Raw genomic sequence first — 16731 nt, forward strand, 5'->3', positions numbered from 1 at the left:
ATATTATTATATATGTTTAAAAGATTAAACCAATAAACGAATAGGAGGTAGGTATGAGTAATAAAGAGAGTAAAGAAAAGATACTGGATCAATTTAGGCAATGTATTCCATATTTTAATGTTTTGTCTGATGAGAATAGACAGAACATAATAATGATATTAGCAGAAGAAGAGGAAGGCCTCAATGTAAATAAGATTACCGAAGGTATTCCACTTTCTAGACCTGCTATATCACATCATTTAAAGATATTAAAACAAGCAGGCTTTGTGGGCATTAAGAAGATAGGCACAGAAAATTTATATTTTTTAACGCTAAAAAAACCAATAGAAGAAATTGAACAGCTTCTACATTTTATCGAAGGTACTTGTCATTTTAGATAAATTTTTTAGCCTATTGGTTTAATTGATTAAACGAATGGACGCATAATGCGACCTACTCATAATACCTCTTAATTATAGAAGATTTATCATTAATGATAAGTACACGTACTAAGGTTAAGGGAGGTAAAAAGATGAATTCTAAGAATAAAACAAGTAGCAAAAAATCCTTATTAATTATTTTATCAATAGCAGTCGCAGCAGTAATGTTTATACCAATGCTTTATTCTTCTATTTACCTTGGAGCTTTTTGGGATCCATATGGTAGACTTGACAATGTTCCTGTTGCTTTTGTAAATAACGATAAGTCAGTTACAAAAGATAATAAAGAATATGCCGTAGGTAAAGAACTTGAGAAAAATCTAAAAAGCAATGATAAGGTAGCCTGGAAGTTTGTAAGCTATGATGAGGCTAAAAGAGGAGTCCAAGGTGCAGATTACTACGCAATGATCGAAATACCAGAGGATTTTTCACAAAAAATTGCAGATTCTCAAGATGGAAAGTTTAGCACCCCTGAGGTAATTTATGAAGCAAACAAGGGGAGAAACTTTGTTTTCTCACAAATTTCTGAAAAGGTTGCTGAAAGCATAAAGACTGAATTAAGTTCTAATATACAAAAAGAGGTTTCAAAGGCATTAGTAGATAGCTTATATGATGTAAAGGTCTCTTTAAAGGATGCTGGAGATGGTGCTTCAAAGCTTCAAGATGGTACACAGAAGCTTTTAGATGGTAGCAAGACTTTAGCTGATGGACTTGGAACCGCAGCTAATGGTTCTAGTCAACTTAGAGATGGCTTAAAGCAGGCAAGTGATGGAGCTTCTAACCTTCAAACTGGTACTAAACAGCTATTAGATGGAAGTACTACTTTATCAACGGGTTTGGGAACAGCTGCTAATGGATCTAATGACTTAAAAACAGGTCTTAATACCTTAGCTAACGGTGAAAGTCAAATAGTTGATGGTTCTGGAAAATTAGTTGATGGTCTTACTACCTTAAAACAAGGATTAATTGCTAAGAATGATCAATTACCCTTACTAGTAAGTGGTGCTGCTCAGTTAAGTGAAAAGACTAGTGAGCTAGCACAAAAAACTTCAGCTTTAAATTATGATAACTTTAGCGCCTTAGCTAATGGAGCTAAACTGACTGAACAAGCAGTTAGTAATGCAAATGCGGTTATAGATAAGCAGTTACTGGCTGATTTAAGTACTAAAAACTTAACTGATCAAGATATTGAAAAGTTAAAAGCTGTAGTTGCTACTGTTCAGAAAGTTGATACGGTAAATAAAACAGCTAATATAGGTTCACATCTTTCAGCTATGGCTGAGGCAGTAAAACCATTACCTAGTTCAATGCAGTTATTGAGTCAAGGGGCAAGCAATCTTTCTAATGGAGTAAGTCAGCTTGTAAGTGGACTTGCAGATACTCAAGGCAAAGCAGCTGCAGGAGTGGACCAGCTTGTTACTGGTGCAAAAGCAATTCAAAGTGGTAGTATTGCTTTGAAAGCTGGATTAAGTACAGCAGCAGAGAAAACTGGTGAGCTTTCTAATGGTTTAGGGAAATTAAGCTCAGGATCTCTATCACTACAGGCTGGATTAAAAGCAGCTAATGATGGAACAGCTACTCTTAAGGATGGTTTAAGTACTGCAGCTACTAAAACTGGAGAACTGGCAGATGGTCTTAATAAGTTAAGTACAGGTTCTGTTACTTTAAAAGATGGCTTAAATCATGCAAACGACGGTGCCTTTAAGCTTAAGGATGGTTTAAATAGTGGCTACGTTAAGATGAATGATAGCCTTAAGTTTAACTCAGATAATATGTCAAAGTTTGTATCAGCACCAGTTGACTTGAAGGATAGCTCAATAAATGGAGTTAAATACTACGGAGAAGGACTTGCACCATACTTTGTTTGTTTATCTTTATGGCTTGGATCCATGTTTATAAACCTTATCTTATCAATTTCTAAGAAATTAAAGGTTACTGAAAACAAATTTGTTACAAGCTTTGGTGGAAAGTTACTTATTGGAGCTTCCTTAGCAACTCTACAGGCATTGATTTTAAGCTTTGCCTTAGTAAAAGGATTGAAAATTGATGCTACAAGTATATCAAGTTTCTATGTTAGCAACATATTCATAGCTATTGTATTTTTCAGCGTAATGTATGGTGTTTCATATGCCATTGGTATAATAGGTACACCAATAATGTTTATAGTGTTTTTACTACAGTTGTCTTCTTCCGGTGGAACTTTCCCTATAGAAACAGCTCCAGCATTTTACAGAGCTGTAGGACAAGTTTTCCCAATGACCTATGCTATTAGCACTCTTAGAATGATAATAGCAGGTATTAATTCATCATTATTACATAAAAATCTAATCATACTAGTAAGCTTCATGGGAGTTTTCTTAGTTGGTGGATATGTTGTTAGATCTATTATAAATGTAACAAAGAAAACTGATGATGATATGGAAGAGTTAAAGGCAGCATAGATAAATTCAAAATAATATTTTTTATAAAGTTATAGAGGGTAATTATATAAATATATAGTTAAAGGAAGCTGTCTCACTAAGTAATTAGTGAGCGGCTTCTTTTTACTATTTATTGTTCATAATCTAAAAAATTGTATCTATATCTGCTAAGACCTTTGTTTTATAATATATTCAACAAAAGAATATCGGTTAATAATATATGACCAGCGAAGAATTAATTGTACACACAAATTTAACAATAATAGTAGCCACTAAAAACTTGTAAATCTTATGGAGGAATATAGAATATACAAGGGCTGAGTATTATAGTAATCTAAAGAATATAATATATTTGTAGAGAAGTTATCTAATTAGAAGTTGACATACTGTTTTATTTCAAGGTAAAATGTTTTATATAAATATAAAACATTTTATATTTAATTAAGTGAATAGAATGAAAGGGGTTTTTTCATGAGACAGAATGATGGTAACTCTAATTATAGGAACAACTTAATTGCTCATTATAGATTTGATGATAAAAATAATGTAGGCAAAGATAGCTCAGAAAATGGAAACCATGGAGAAGCATTAGGGGAAGTAAAACCAAATATAGAGAATGTTGCAGGAAAGACTGCATTAAAGTTAGTAGGTGGAAACCATAAAACTTCATACGTTAATTTACCTTCTAATCTACTTAAAGATGTAAATGATAACACTGGTTTAACCATATCTACTTGGGTTTATTTAGATAAGGGTTTAAGCGTTTGGGAAAGAATTTTTGATTTTGGCAAAGGACCTATGGGACCATATGTATTTTTGACTCGTAACCTACGTGGAGTTTGTAATGCAGGTGCTGATATAGTTGCTGATGCAGGCCAAACTTACCCAGTAGGTGAATGGATACATGTTGCCTATACAGTTTTAGGAACAGAAAGTGGTACACTTAGTAGTGCAGGACCAATTGTATATGTTAATGGTAAAATAGCTGCAAACGGTTTAATAAGTCAAACCTCCAGTGGGAATTATGCAAAATTAAGAGAATGGTTCGAATCCTTTAAGGATGAGGCAAACTATACAAGTAACAGCATAGGTAAGTCTCAACATGAGGTTGATGGTGATTTCTGTGGTTCTCTTTCTGATTTTAGAATTTATAGAGCAGGCTTGTCAGAAGATGAAGTAATAGAAGTTATGTGCGAATCCCTAACAGATGAAGGTATAGTAAATCTTGCTAAGGAAAAGTATTTATCCTTCCCAGCAACTATTATATCAAAGGATATAAAATTACCTGAAACTTTAATGGGTGGTAAAGTTAATGTTTACTGGAAGTCAAGTGATCAGGAAGCAATAACTGATGATGGAATAGTTAAGGATATAAAGGAAGCTAAAGGTGTAACAATCACAGCTAAGCTTGCAAGAGGAGAATATAGTACAGAGAAAGCTTTTGAAATATCTGTTCTTCCTAAGGCTCTTCCACCATATAGTCTTACTATTGATGGAAATAAAGAAGTTGTTGATATTAGTGAAACCTTATATGGTTTGTTCTACGAAGATATTAACAATGCTGCAGATGGAGGAATCTATGCTGAATTAGTTAGAAACCGTTCTTTTGAAGCATTTAACTTTGATACTTACTCTCCAGAATCAGGAGAAAATGCAGCATCTACAGGAAGAATTCATAATCCTTTAGAAGCTTGGTTTGGAGATTTAGATAAGGTTACTGTAAAAAATGAAGGTGGATTAAATGATTTCTTTAATATAGAAGACAAAGAAATTAATTCATATTATATCTCTGTGGCAAATGGTGCAACACTTTACAATAGAGGTTTCTGCGATTCAAATAACTATTGTTCAATGCATATAAAAGAAGCTGCAAAGTATGACTTTACAATCTGGGCAAAAGCTGAGAATGAAGCTTCTATTACTATTAAGCTAAAAGACTCAGATAACAATATAATAAGTGATGTGGCTGTAGTTAAAGTAGATGGCAACAATACTTGGAAGAAATACGGCGTAGAAAAGAAAATTGTATTAACAGGAGAAAAAACTATTTTTGGACAACTTTCCTTAAGCTTTGAAGGCGATATATCAATAGATATGGTATCTTTAGTGCCTCAAGATGTTTGGGGAGCAGCTGAAGAAGTGACTTCAAAGTCAGCACATACTAATTATAAAGGAAATTCAAACTATAGATTAAGAAGAGATTTAGTTGAAGCATTAGTAGAATTACATCCAACCTTCTTACGCTTCCCTGGTGGCTGTATATCAGAAGGATCATATATTTGGGAAAATGTATATGACTGGAAGGATTCTGTGGATGATGTAGAGTTCCGTAAAGAAAACTTCAATGTATGGGGCTATGGAATGACTATGGGACTTGGATACATGGAGTATTTCCAATTATCAGAAGATCTTAATGCTACACCACTTCCTGTTATGGCATGTGGAGTTTTATGTCAGGCTCGTTCGGATTATGCTAACCCTGCTGGTGGAGCACTTAGAGATAAGTATATAAAGAACTTTACAGATCTTATAGATTTTGCAATAAATACAGACTTCGAAAATAATGAATGGGCAAGATTACGTAAAAAAATGGGGCATGAAGCTGCCTTTGACCTACATTATCTAGGCGTTGGAAATGAAAACTGGGGTACAGAATTTTTTGCTAGCTTTGAGATTTTTAAGGCTGCAATTGATGAGTACATGGAAAAGAAGTACCCAGGTTATGTATTATACATTATATCAACTGTAGGTGCTCAAGCAGATGACGATGCATACCAAAACGGTTGGAAGTTCTTAAGTGGTAATCTTACAGGAACAGCAAAGGTAAGCTTTACTGACGGTAAGACAAGCACTGAAGAAGAAGTTTCTTGGTATAACAATCAAAGCCATTACATGGAGACAATTGCTGATGAACATTATTATCGTTCAAATCAATATCTATTAAATAATGTGGATAGATACAACTACTATTATAGAGCTTATAATGCAGATGGTAGCTTAAATGAAAATGAAACTTCAAAGGTATTTGTTGGTGAGTATGCATCAACAGATAAGAATACCTTAGCTGGAGCTATAGCTGAGGCTGCTGTAATGACAGGGTTCGAAAATAATTCTGATGTTGTAAGACTTGCAGCTACAGCACCACTATTTAATAAGGTTTTAACTGACAACCTTTATAGATGGACTCCTGACTGTATTTGGTTTGATGATGAAACAGTATGGCGTACACCAAATTACTATGTACAACAGCTATTTGCAAAATACCTTGGAAAGAAAACTCTAAAAACTTCCTTCTCAACTCATAGAAAGGGTGAAAAGAAAGCTTTAATTCCTCATGGAGGTATAGAAATTGCAACTGGAAATGCTGAAGTTGTAATTAAGAGTGTAAAAGTAATCTGTAATGTAAGCGGAGAAGTTATTTTCGCCCAAGACTTTAGGAAGGCTCTAAGTAATGAATGGAATGTTATCCCAGGTTCAGTAGGATATACAGTAGATTCAGAAAAGGGATTGACTCTAAAGGCTCAAGCTTCAGGTCTTAATGGATTATATATAATAAATGAGAATTGGACTAATTATAAGGTTGAAGTAGTAGCATCTAAAAAACAAGGCTTAGATGGATTCTATATTGGCGTAGGTTTAACAGACATAACTTCTGAAAATAAGAACGTGGTAGAATATGCAATTGCTTATGGTGGAAATGCTACTGGTGTTAAAGTATTTAAGGATGGAATAGAAGGCTATACTCTAGGAGATTACTCATCAAGCACAGCAGCAGGCAATCTTAGAGCAGCTACCTATGAAGAGATTAAGAATGATACAGAGTATACTATTACTGTAAATTATGGTGGAGCTACAGGTGAGAATCTAATTTGCTCATATACTGATGGCAAAGCTGTAAGCAAGGTATTGGATTATAAACTTGAAGCTTATAATAAAGAAATCTTCAGCTCTGTAACAAAAGATTCTAAGCATGTATATGTTAAACTAGTAAATGCAGATAATGTTGAAAAGAAACTAAATATAGATGTTAAGGATATAAGCTTAGCAAATACTGCAAAGATTGTTGTTCTGACAGGAGAAGAAGAACTTGTTCACATTCCAAATGTAAATAAGAAGAATGATGAAAAGGTGGTTCCAGCTGAAAAAGATTTACGATTGAGCAATGGTAATTTAGTTTTAGATTTACCTGCAAATTCTGTAAATATTGTAGTATTTGATATTGTGTAAGCCATAGTGCTCAAACTTCATCTATTAAGTTATGTACGTTGCAAAAATCTTCAGAAGCCATGATCTTCGAACATGCATAACTTGAGTTCTCGTAATGGAGCGCTATAACTTATGAATTTTATTTAATATAGGATGAAAAGCCGTTGAAGTATTCTTCAGCGGCTTTTTTGCGCATCTGCCTTTCCAAAGGAATATGAGAAAACGTGGTAGGCATCATGATTTTTTAATCTTTTTACTTTAAATTAAGGTATTCTTAAGGCAAACCCTCTTTTGGCATTGTTTACATTAATTGTATATGAGAGTATTATATATTTATTAGATACAAAAAATATTATAAATTATTAGAGGGGATATTTATGTGCTTTTATAATCTAACTCCTACAATATATGTTGTTAACAAGACAAATAAAGATATAGAAAATATATACTTTACATTAGATGATTATAATATTAAAGACTCTAAGATAAAAAAGATTAAAAGTGGTGAAACTGGGTTAACTAGCGTTTACAACAGAGGTTATAGCGGAGTAAGAAACTTATATTTATATTATCTTGATGATAATTATAAGCATCAGTATTTGATATACGATAAGTTAGAAGCAAATTATACCGGTGGGATAAGAGTAATAATTAACAACTTGGATGAAAAAGGCACCTTTAGTCTAAGTGTAACTATAGATTATGATCATTTAAAAACTCACTGATAATATAAGGAGGGGGATTTATGTCAGGATTTGCAGGTCCAGTAATAATACAAGCATGGCCCATTATATATGTAATGAATAAGACAGATCAACTAATTAATGACTTGTATTTTACAATGGACAATTATTCAAAAACCGATGTGAAAATAAAAAAGGTTAAGGTAGGAGCAACTGCCACAACTTCGATTTATAACAGAGGATATCTAGGCACAAAAAATCTATATCTATACTACACCGATAAAAAAGGTTATAAATGTCAACATACTATTTATGATAGTTTACAATCAAATTATAATGGCAATATATTAATTACAATAACCGATGTAAATGAAGATGGTATATTAAAGTTTAATGTTATAATGGATTATGATCCTTTAAAGACTCATTAAAATTAGTTATTATGATTTCCTTGATTATATTTAGTTAAAGGAAAACTCTATAAGACATATATGGATTAATAATCCTAAGCCCATAGATAACAAGTATATCTGTGGGCTTAGTGCATTTATAGGTTTGACGCTTAAAACTGAAATGATAAAGCCTCTTACTATGTAGAAAAGCATACTTTTTGGCTAATCTTTGAGTTTTAAAGCTGTATCTGTGACTTTCATATCTACGGCATACTGATTACTCATATTATAGGCGTCATAGTAGCCTTTCTTTAACATATAGTTAAATATCTTTTCATGGGTGGCAATAGCGGCATTAAGATGATTTCTTAAGGTCAATCTAAGCTCTGGGGTAGTTGCTTCGGTGAGGGCAATAGAATAGCTTCTTACAGCACTTTTAGCTGATACTAATAAATCTGTAGCTATTACCTGATCACTCATCTTATTCATTCCAGTAAGACTTTCAATTATTGAATTCATTTAATAATCACCTCCTTTTTATTATGTAATTCTTAAAGTGTCTATAGTTTAACTATAGTTAATACATATCTATGCCTTAAAAGAAAGAATGTACTTAGGATAGTTAGCACTAAAAAATAACATTTAACTATTATTATTTTGAGCAACAGCAGATTGATCCATATAAGCTTTTAACTCTCTTATCTGTAACTGCTCAGCCGGTATGTTGTCTTTAACTATAGTTTTTAGTTCATCATCTGAAATTAGTGGAGACATAGTAATGCATTTAGTTAAGCTAAGATTCTTTAATGTAATAAGCTCATGAAGTTGTATAGCTTCATGAGGTGTAATGTATTGTCCACACATATTATATTGATCACTCATAAGTTTAAGCCTCCTTAGTCTGTCTATAAATTATGGTTTTAGTACGACTTTTATACAATCTTCTGTTTTGGTATCAAAAACATCATATCCATGTGGAGCATCATTAAGAGATAATTTGTGGGTTATAATGTCACTTGGATCTATTTTACCTTCAGCCATTAAGTTATATAAGGTAGGCATATAAGGAATTACTGGTGCTTGACCTGTTCTAAGATTTATATTTCGATTAATTAAGTCTCCTAGAGGAAATGCATTATATCTTCCTCCATAAACTCCTGTTACTTGAATCATTCCACCTTTTCTTACTGCTTGAGTGGCAATAGTAAATCCACTTAAAGATCCACTTTGTAGTTTAAGTCCAGATCCAACAAACTCCATTGGTGTCATTTTCCCATCCATTCCTACACAGTCTATAACTACATCAGCACCACCGTGGGTAATTTCTTTAATGTATTCACCAGTATTGGCATGTTGTTCAAAGTTTACGGTTTCTACCTTGTTATATTCCTTAGCATGTTTAAGCCTATAATCTATATAATCTACAGCAATAACTCTTTCAGCTCCATGAAGCCAAGCAAACTTTTGAGCTAAAAGTCCAACTGGTCCACAACCTAGAACAACAACAGTATTGCCAGGTTTAACACCAGCATTTTCTACGCTCCAATATGCTGTACCCATTACATCTGCCATAAGCACTAAACTATCATCGCTTACTTCATTGTCATCTGGTACTTTGAAAGGAGTAAAATTGCCATAAGGAACTCTTAGGTATTCAGCCTGACCACCAGGATATCCACCAAAGGTTTCAGTATATCCAAAAAAACCTCCATTTTCTCCATGAGGATTAGAGTTATCGCACATACAAGTTAAATCGTGTTTACAATAATAACATTCACCACAACTTACATTAAAAGGCACTACAACTTTATCACCTTTTTTAAGTTTTGTAACATCAGGTCCTACTTCTTCTACGATTCCCATTGGTTCATGGCCTATTATGTAATCTTGATGTAGATTAGGAACCATATCATGAATAAGATGGAGATCAGATCCACAAATTGCTGTGTTAGTTATTTTTACAATTATATCATCTGCCTTCTGTATTGAAGGAGCAGGTACATCCTTAACTTTTACATTCTTTATTCCTTGAAAGGTTACAGCTCTCATAACATATCCTCCTTATTATTGATATGGTGTAGCAAAGTCCCCAAGTCTGCTTGTATCGCCAGGGAATAAGTCTAAACTAGCAATTTGAACTGCAGTTCTAGAAGACTCTTGATCCATTTGAAACTGCTTTTCCAAATCTACTGGATGAAACCATCCTTTACGTATCATCATGGTTGTTATTTCTTCATGTATATTTATAGCATCATTTAACTGTTTAGTTAATTTTGCTCTTACTTCAGGTGTTGCTGCCTCAGTTAAAGCTACAGCATAATTTCTTACTCCATTTTTAGCATTAAGTAAAAAAGCTAAAGCCATAGTTTCATCTACTAGTTTAGGCATTCCTTCAGAATTTCTTATTTCTAAATAATCATTTATCATTAGCTTAAACCTCCTATCTCAATTTTGGTGCCTTTCCTAATAGTGCTTGTAAATCATTTATAGCTGTAATTGATTGTCTTACGTCTTTTTCAAATAGAGTTTTCAATTCTTGATCAAAGACTACGCCTTCCATCATTTTTGAGGAGGTCATGCATATAGTCTTAAAATTCAATAACTCATGAATTTGCATTGTTTCTGCAGGTGCTAGATAATTTTGTTCCAAAAAATTCACCTCCCATATTCTTATGTACCACTTCATATTAAAACTTATATTTTCAAATTCTCTTCTCAAAAACCAGAGGAGTTTTGAAAATATATATCGGACTGAGGCGGTACAGCTTTAGTAAACAAGTTTATTATTCCACTAAGAATATCTGTTATACTAAAAGCTTTTACTGTACAGGAATATATAATTTTGATGCTGTTAAAGTATTTGGTTGAACAGAACAATAATTTTTACTATAGAAAGGCACTAATGTAAGCAAAGTCTCATAGCAGCTAAAAGAAATGAGTAATATAAGGCATAGCTATTTTTAGCTCACGGGACATTGAGATTTTCAAAGTTGAATTGAAGATAATCATTCTAATCATGATATTTCCGTTAATGTCTACTTATGTTAATATATAGATATTGCATAAAAATATATAAGTTAATTTTTAATGCTTTTTCTAATGTTCCTATGGTTTCAGTGAGTTAATAAAAAAAGCTATAACTTTATTGAGGTTAAGTTCAATGCTAGTTAAATATAAAAATAAATAAAGTAATACATATTTTTAGGAGGTCAAATTATTATGGTTTATGATGAAAAAGATTTAAGAAGATTTTTAGCAAAATGGCAAGATATTTTACGATTAAGAGACTGGGATATAAGATATGTACTTGTTAATAAAGACTGGAGAAAATCTGGTGACATAAAGATTGATGCTGAGGATAAGAAGGCTGTGCTTTTAATTAATAACTTTAACTCTAGATGGGCTAATCTTGAAGAACTTATAATCCATGAGCTTATACATGTGAAGCTTTATGGTATGGATCAACTTATTGAAGGCCTGATCTACCAGGTTTTCGGCAAAAATGAAGAGGATAAAAAGTTAGACTTTGCCTATGATAAATTTATGAGACTTTTAGAAACAACAACAGAAGACCTTGCAAAGAGCTTTGTTTCTGTTGGAGGAGAGGAGAAAGAGTTATCCTTTGGAAAATTAAAAAGGCAAATAAATAAGGAAATTGGTGAAGATTACGAAATTAGTAAGTTACAGGAGCAATTATAGAAAATAACTCAGTAATACCGGTTATCAATTGAAACTAACTATAGCTGAGAAAATATGCACAAAATGTGGCATATGTCATAGAATACAATATATTAATTGATAATGAGGTAACTATGGCACAATATATTAAAGGTTTGAGTACAGAAGAAGTAATTAAGTATAAAGAAAGGTATGGAACAAATGAGCTTTTTAAAAAGACAAAGTCAACATTTGTATCAAAAATTATTGAAGTCTTTAGTGAACCAATGTTATTACTGCTTTTGTGCGCAACGGTAATCTACTTTATCATAGGGCAATTTAGAGAAGGCATTGTTATGCTTGTTTTCGTTTCTTTTGTCTCAGCAATCTCTTTTATACAACAGTGGAAGACTGATAAAACAATGAATGAATTGAAAAATCTTGTATGTGCAAAGGTATATGTCTTTAGAGATGGTAAAAAGACTCTGATAAATAGTTCGGAGTTGGTTCCTAAAGATGTGATATATATATCATCTGGTGAGAGAATTCCAGCGGATTGTGAAGTTGTAGAGGCTTCTAATTTTTATGTGGATGAAGCTGTACTTACTGGAGAAGCAGAAGCTACTTATAAGCTTTGCAAGAAGGACCTAACTGAGGACAAGGATTATTGGAAAAGGTACATGCTATATGCAGGCACACTAGCTGTATCAGGTACTTGCTTAGCTATAGTAAAGACAATAGGCGTGGATACTGAGTATGGAAAAATAGGAAAGTCCATATATGAAATAAAAGATGAACCTACCCCTCTTGAAAGAAAAGTTGGCAGCTTGGTGAAAAATCTAGCAAAGGTTGGAGCTTTATTATGTTTTGTTGTAATAAGTCTTTCCTACTTTACTAGTGGAAATATTTTAAAGAGTATAATGGCTGGAATAACCTTAGCTATGGCTATTATTCCGGAAGAATTTCCGGTGGTCTTAACTGTATTCTTATCAATGGGAGCTTATAGGCTGGCAAAGAAGAATGTAATTATGCGTAAGATTTCAGCAGTTGAAACCTTAGGGGCTACTACGGTGCTTTGCGTTGATAAAACTGGTACTATCACTGAAAATAAGATGAAGATAAAAGAAGTGTATTCAAAAGATCTTGGCAGTATAGGATTAGAAAGAATTGATAAGAACCTAGCCCTCCTGAGTATTTTAGCTAGTGAAAGAGATTCAAGTGACTCACTTGAAAAAGCTATTTTAGATCAATATAGTAACAAGTTTTCCTTAGTTGAACTTAATGCTTTGGAGTTATGTAAGAAGTTCGATTTCGACTCAAAAACAAAGACCATGGCAAATATTTATATAATGGACTCAGAGTATTACGTAGCTGCTAAAGGTTCTCCTGAAGCTATACTTGAGCTTACCAACCTAAGTGCTGAGGAAAAGCTTTCAATAAAGTTAGAGTTTGATAAAATGGCCTCAAAAGGGCTTAGGGTTTTAGCTTTTGCAGAAGGCAATGACAATAGAATACTAGATAGTTTGGATCAATATAATTTAGATTTTATAGGACTAATAGGTTTCCAGGATTCACCTAAAGCTGGTGTGTTAGCTGCAGTTAAAGGCTGTAATGCCGCTGGAATAAGAGTTGTTATGATAACTGGAGATTACTATAAAACAGCTATGGCAATAGGGCAAGAGATAGGTTTAAAGTTTTCTAAAAGATCTATTACTGGTGATGAAATAGAAAAAATGGATGATTACGAATTAAGAGAGGCAGTTAAAGAATGTGATGTATTTTCTAGAGTAATCCCTTCACATAAAATGAGAATAGTAAAAGCTCTGAAAGATAATGGGGAAATAGTTGCCATGACAGGAGATGGCGTTAATGATGCTCCTGCTTTAAAGGATGCCAATATAGGTATCGCCATGGGTAAAAGAGGAACAGAGGTTGCGAAAGAGGCATCGGATATGATAATTTTAGATGATAGTTTTACTACTATAGTAGACACTGTTAGAGATGGTAGAAGAATTTTTACCAATATCAGAAAAGCCATGATATATATACTGATAATTCATATTCCAATAGTTGCTCTAGCACTTTTTTCTCCTATGTTTAATCTTCCTCAAATCCTACTGCCTATGCATATAATGCTTTTAGAATTAATAATTGATCCAACTTGTTCAATAATCTTTGAACTGGAGCCTGAAGAAGCTAATGTAATGAAGCAACCACCAAGATCTCCAAAAGAACCATTACTTACTGAAAAGATGGTTAAGATGACTTTATTACTGGGTACTACACTGTTTTTAGCGGCTTTTCTCCCATTTCATTATTTAGTAGATAACGGCTTTTCTGTATCATATGCTAGAAGCTTTTCTTTAGTAGTATTATTGATAGGAAATATGATTCTTGTATTAGTGAGTAGCTCAGGTTCAAAGCCTATAATCAAGGAGCTAATACAGAATAAAAATAAAATAAGAACAATAGTAAACATTGTATCTATGGTTACTTTGCTTCTTGTAATATATAATTCGTTCCTACAAACACTGTTTCAAACCTCACCCCTAGAATTACAAACGTTTACAATTGCTGTTATTGTAGGTATATTATCTACTGGGTGGTGGGAAGTTGTAAAGTATTTTAAGAAATAGAATCTATACATTGCTGGTTACAGTAAGTTTAAGAATTACCAGCAATGTATAGATAAAAGTATATTGACAATAATAAAAATTATTGATAAGTTAATAATAGTAATATAAATTATTTTTAAGAAAGGGCAAGGTATTTGCAGAAATGAGATTATAATTCGCTTTCAAGACTATAAATGAATAATTTCTAGAGCTTTAATTAGCTTTATTTGTTGTACATTTTTGTGAGCGGATAGTATTTTCTGACTATACTTGTCTTAATATTTTAAATCTTAATAAAGATGCGGTAATGGTGATTTGTAAAATATGTTTAATTATACTTACTATGGACTTTTAATAAACAAGTCTTTTGCTGATGTATATTGTTGTAAGTAATACTAGTATAATTTTCAACTTTTACACTATTACTGTGAATAGGTAATATTTAATTATCATTTCATGCTAGGTTTAGATTTAACATTATATAATGTTATGCAATAAATTTAGTAAGCATCAAAGATTAAATAACAGGTAATATAACGAAAATCTCTATCTTCTCCAAAATAAAAGGAGGAGATTTTTTTATGTTATTAATTGAGTGTAATAAAGTAAAAAAGTATTATGGTGAACGACTAATATTAAATATAGATCGTTTCAAAGTGTATTCTGAAGACAGGATAGGTATAGTAGGAGTCAATGGTGTTGGTAAAACAACTTTAATTGATATAATAACTAAAAATATAAGACCGGATGAAGGCAATATAAACATTTATGATAGCTACTCTTATATATCACAGTTAAGAGAAGCAGAGGATAATAGACTCAATGAGGAAATAGCTTCAAGGTTTAATATCAAAACTCAATATGAAAGAAGTATGAGTGGAGGAGAGAAGACCAGGTTTAAGCTTGCAAGTGCTTTAAGTCATGATCATGAATTAATAATTGCTGATGAACCTACAAGTAATTTAGATATTGAAGGAATAGATTTAATTGAGAAAAGACTTGAAGAATATAAAGGGGCACTTATAATAATATCCCATGATAGAAACTTCTTAGATAAATTATGTAATAAGATTTATGAATTAGAAGATGGTAAACTAAAACAATATAACGGTAATTATAGTGCATATTTTGAGAAAAAACTTCATGATAGAGAAAGAGCAGAATTTGAATATACAGAATACACCAAAGAAAAAAATAGACTTAAGCAGGCAATTGTAGATGCAAGTGAAAAGTCCTCAGGAATAAAAAGAACTCCTAGTAGAATGGGCAACTCAGAGGCAAGGCTCCATAAAATGGGGGGACAAAAGGCTAAAGCAGGTATTGATAGAGCTGTAAAAAACTTAAATAAACGAATAAGTCACCTAGAGGTAAAAGAAAAGCCAATAGTTCAGGATAAGATTAAACTTGATATTTCAGGGGTTAATGAATTGCACAGTAAAATCATCATTGAAGGTCACAATATAAGCAAAAGCTTCAAGGATAAGATAATATTCAACAATGCAGAATTTCAAATATATAAAGATTCTAAAGTAGCTATAATAGGGCCTAACGGCTGTGGTAAAAGTACTATTATAAAGATGATTATGGAAAGAGATAGCTATATACGTATTTCTAACAGTGCCAAGATAGGATATTTCAGTCAAGATATGAATATACTTGATGAAGGTTTAACAATAAAGGAAAATGTGCTAAAGGAAAGTATTTACGATGAGACTTTTGCTAGGATACTGCTATCTAGGCTTTTATTTAAAAAAGATGACATCTATAAAAAAGTTGGAATTTTAAGCGGCGGAGAAAGAGTTAAAGTATCACTAGCAAAAATATTACTTAGCGACTTTAATATGCTTATTTTAGATGAACCAACAAATTACATGGATATAGATTCCCTAGGTGTCATCGAAGAAGCACTAAGAAGCTATAATGGAACCTTACTTTTTGTGTCTCACGACAGAAGATTTATTGAAGAAGTTGCTGATAAAATAATGATTATTGAAGATAAGCAGATAAATTTGTTCAATGGAGGATATGAAGAGTATATAATAAAAAAATCAAAAATAAATCCTTTAAAGGAAACAAACAAAGAAGAGCAGTTAATGCTGCTTCAGAATAGACTTTCGGAGATCCTAGGAAGACTATCTATGCCATCGAAGAAGGATGATGTAGCAGCATTGGATCGAGAGTATTACGAGCTGCTTGAAAAGATAAAAAAACTTAAACTGTAGTAAAGTTTAACCTCTTTAATATTATAGCAATTAGAGTACTTCTATTGTAACTATAACTTTAAGTGGTCTGGTTAAATAACTTATTAGACATTAATTATATTTTTCTTTAGGTTGGGA

The 16731-nt window shown here is 32.4% G+C and carries 13 protein-coding genes; 8 read left to right on the plus strand and 5 right to left on the minus strand.

The annotated features are described in order from the left end of the window. Positions 1-53: 53 nt before the first annotated feature. The 5 genes from GXK57_RS07490 to GXK57_RS07510 all read left to right on the plus strand — a co-directional run bounded on the left by GXK57_RS07490 (position 54) and on the right by GXK57_RS07510 (position 8159). Positions 54-380: a metalloregulator ArsR/SmtB family transcription factor gene (locus GXK57_RS07490; RefSeq protein ID WP_160673813.1), complete on the plus strand. Its 327-nt coding sequence runs from the start codon at positions 54-56 to the stop codon at positions 378-380. A gap of 131 nt (positions 381-511) precedes the next feature. Further along, positions 512-2860 (plus strand): YhgE/Pip domain-containing protein, encoded by a 2349-nt coding sequence (locus tag GXK57_RS07495; RefSeq protein ID WP_160673816.1) that lies wholly within the window; start codon positions 512-514, stop codon positions 2858-2860. Between the two features lie 450 nt (positions 2861-3310). Continuing rightward, positions 3311-7066, plus strand: a complete 3756-nt coding sequence (locus GXK57_RS07500) for an alpha-L-arabinofuranosidase C-terminal domain-containing protein (protein ID WP_160673819.1) — start codon at positions 3311-3313, stop codon at positions 7064-7066. Between the two features lie 356 nt (positions 7067-7422). Beyond that, the gene (locus GXK57_RS07505; protein ID WP_160673822.1) at positions 7423-7770 is read left to right on the plus strand and encodes a hypothetical protein; all 348 of its coding nucleotides are present in this window, start codon (positions 7423-7425) and stop codon (positions 7768-7770) included. A 20-nt stretch (positions 7771-7790) separates the two neighbouring features. After that, the gene (locus GXK57_RS07510; RefSeq protein ID WP_160673825.1) at positions 7791-8159 is read left to right on the plus strand and encodes a hypothetical protein; all 369 of its coding nucleotides are present in this window, start codon (positions 7791-7793) and stop codon (positions 8157-8159) included. Between the two features lie 183 nt (positions 8160-8342). Here GXK57_RS07510 and GXK57_RS07515 read toward each other — a convergent pair whose 3' ends face one another. The 5 genes from GXK57_RS07515 to GXK57_RS07535 all read right to left on the minus strand — a co-directional run bounded on the left by GXK57_RS07515 (position 8343) and on the right by GXK57_RS07535 (position 10770). After that, on the minus strand, positions 8343-8639 hold the full coding sequence (locus GXK57_RS07515) for a spore coat protein (protein ID WP_128213687.1): 297 nt from the start codon (positions 8637-8639) through the stop codon (positions 8343-8345). Positions 8640-8762: 123 nt separating this feature from the next. Continuing rightward, on the minus strand, positions 8763-9002 hold the full coding sequence (locus tag GXK57_RS07520; RefSeq protein ID WP_243156383.1) for a spore coat protein: 240 nt from the start codon (positions 9000-9002) through the stop codon (positions 8763-8765). 30 nt (positions 9003-9032) lie between these two features. Continuing rightward, positions 9033-10169 carry a zinc-dependent alcohol dehydrogenase gene (locus GXK57_RS07525; protein WP_160673828.1) on the minus strand — a complete coding sequence of 379 codons (1137 nt, stop codon included), beginning with the start codon at positions 10167-10169 and terminating at the stop codon, positions 9033-9035. Positions 10170-10184: 15 nt separating this feature from the next. After that, positions 10185-10547 carry a spore coat protein gene (locus tag GXK57_RS07530; RefSeq protein WP_202127691.1) on the minus strand — a complete coding sequence of 121 codons (363 nt, stop codon included), beginning with the start codon at positions 10545-10547 and terminating at the stop codon, positions 10185-10187. Positions 10548-10560: 13 nt separating this feature from the next. Then, complete coding sequence (locus GXK57_RS07535; RefSeq protein ID WP_160673831.1) at positions 10561-10770, minus strand: spore coat protein; 210 nt, start codon at positions 10768-10770, stop codon at positions 10561-10563. Between the two features lie 569 nt (positions 10771-11339). On the opposite strand from GXK57_RS07535, the gene GXK57_RS07540 reads away from it, so the two are divergent. The 3 genes from GXK57_RS07540 (at position 11340) to abc-f (ending at position 16614) form a co-directional block, all read left to right on the plus strand. Continuing rightward, on the plus strand, positions 11340-11819 hold the full coding sequence (locus tag GXK57_RS07540; RefSeq protein ID WP_160673834.1) for a hypothetical protein: 480 nt from the start codon (positions 11340-11342) through the stop codon (positions 11817-11819). A gap of 113 nt (positions 11820-11932) precedes the next feature. Further along, on the plus strand, positions 11933-14413 hold the full coding sequence (locus tag GXK57_RS07545) for a cation-translocating P-type ATPase (protein WP_160673837.1): 2481 nt from the start codon (positions 11933-11935) through the stop codon (positions 14411-14413). A 560-nt stretch (positions 14414-14973) separates the two neighbouring features. Then, positions 14974-16614 carry a ribosomal protection-like ABC-F family protein gene (abc-f, locus tag GXK57_RS07550; RefSeq protein ID WP_160673840.1) on the plus strand — a complete coding sequence of 547 codons (1641 nt, stop codon included), beginning with the start codon at positions 14974-14976 and terminating at the stop codon, positions 16612-16614. The last annotated feature ends 117 nt before the right edge of the window (positions 16615-16731 follow it).

Origin of the sequence: Clostridium sp. C8-1-8 (assembly GCF_009928445.1) — a bacterium.
Taxonomy (GTDB): domain Bacteria; phylum Bacillota; class Clostridia; order Clostridiales; family Clostridiaceae; genus Clostridium_AR.

What these genes read in the sequence shown, in the direction of transcription:
- GXK57_RS07500 (WP_160673819.1), top strand. Translation starts at nt 3,311, where the DNA reads ATGAGACAGAATGATGGTAACTCTAATTATAGGAACAACTTAATTGCT.
- GXK57_RS07520 (WP_243156383.1), bottom strand. Translation starts at nt 9,002, where the DNA reads ATGAGTGATCAATATAATATGTGTGGACAATACATTACACCTCATGAA.
- GXK57_RS07510 (WP_160673825.1), top strand. Translation starts at nt 7,791, where the DNA reads ATGTCAGGATTTGCAGGTCCAGTAATAATACAAGCATGGCCCATTATA.
- GXK57_RS07540 (WP_160673834.1), top strand. Translation starts at nt 11,340, where the DNA reads ATGGTTTATGATGAAAAAGATTTAAGAAGATTTTTAGCAAAATGGCAA.
- GXK57_RS07495 (WP_160673816.1), top strand. Translation starts at nt 512, where the DNA reads ATGAATTCTAAGAATAAAACAAGTAGCAAAAAATCCTTATTAATTATT.
- GXK57_RS07545 (WP_160673837.1), top strand. Translation starts at nt 11,933, where the DNA reads ATGGCACAATATATTAAAGGTTTGAGTACAGAAGAAGTAATTAAGTAT.
- GXK57_RS07525 (WP_160673828.1), bottom strand. Translation starts at nt 10,169, where the DNA reads ATGAGAGCTGTAACCTTTCAAGGAATAAAGAATGTAAAAGTTAAGGAT.
- abc-f (WP_160673840.1), top strand. Translation starts at nt 14,974, where the DNA reads ATGTTATTAATTGAGTGTAATAAAGTAAAAAAGTATTATGGTGAACGA.
- GXK57_RS07515 (WP_128213687.1), bottom strand. Translation starts at nt 8,639, where the DNA reads ATGAATTCAATAATTGAAAGTCTTACTGGAATGAATAAGATGAGTGAT.
- GXK57_RS07530 (WP_202127691.1), bottom strand. Translation starts at nt 10,547, where the DNA reads ATGATAAATGATTATTTAGAAATAAGAAATTCTGAAGGAATGCCTAAA.
- GXK57_RS07505 (WP_160673822.1), top strand. Translation starts at nt 7,423, where the DNA reads ATGTGCTTTTATAATCTAACTCCTACAATATATGTTGTTAACAAGACA.
- GXK57_RS07490 (WP_160673813.1), top strand. Translation starts at nt 54, where the DNA reads ATGAGTAATAAAGAGAGTAAAGAAAAGATACTGGATCAATTTAGGCAA.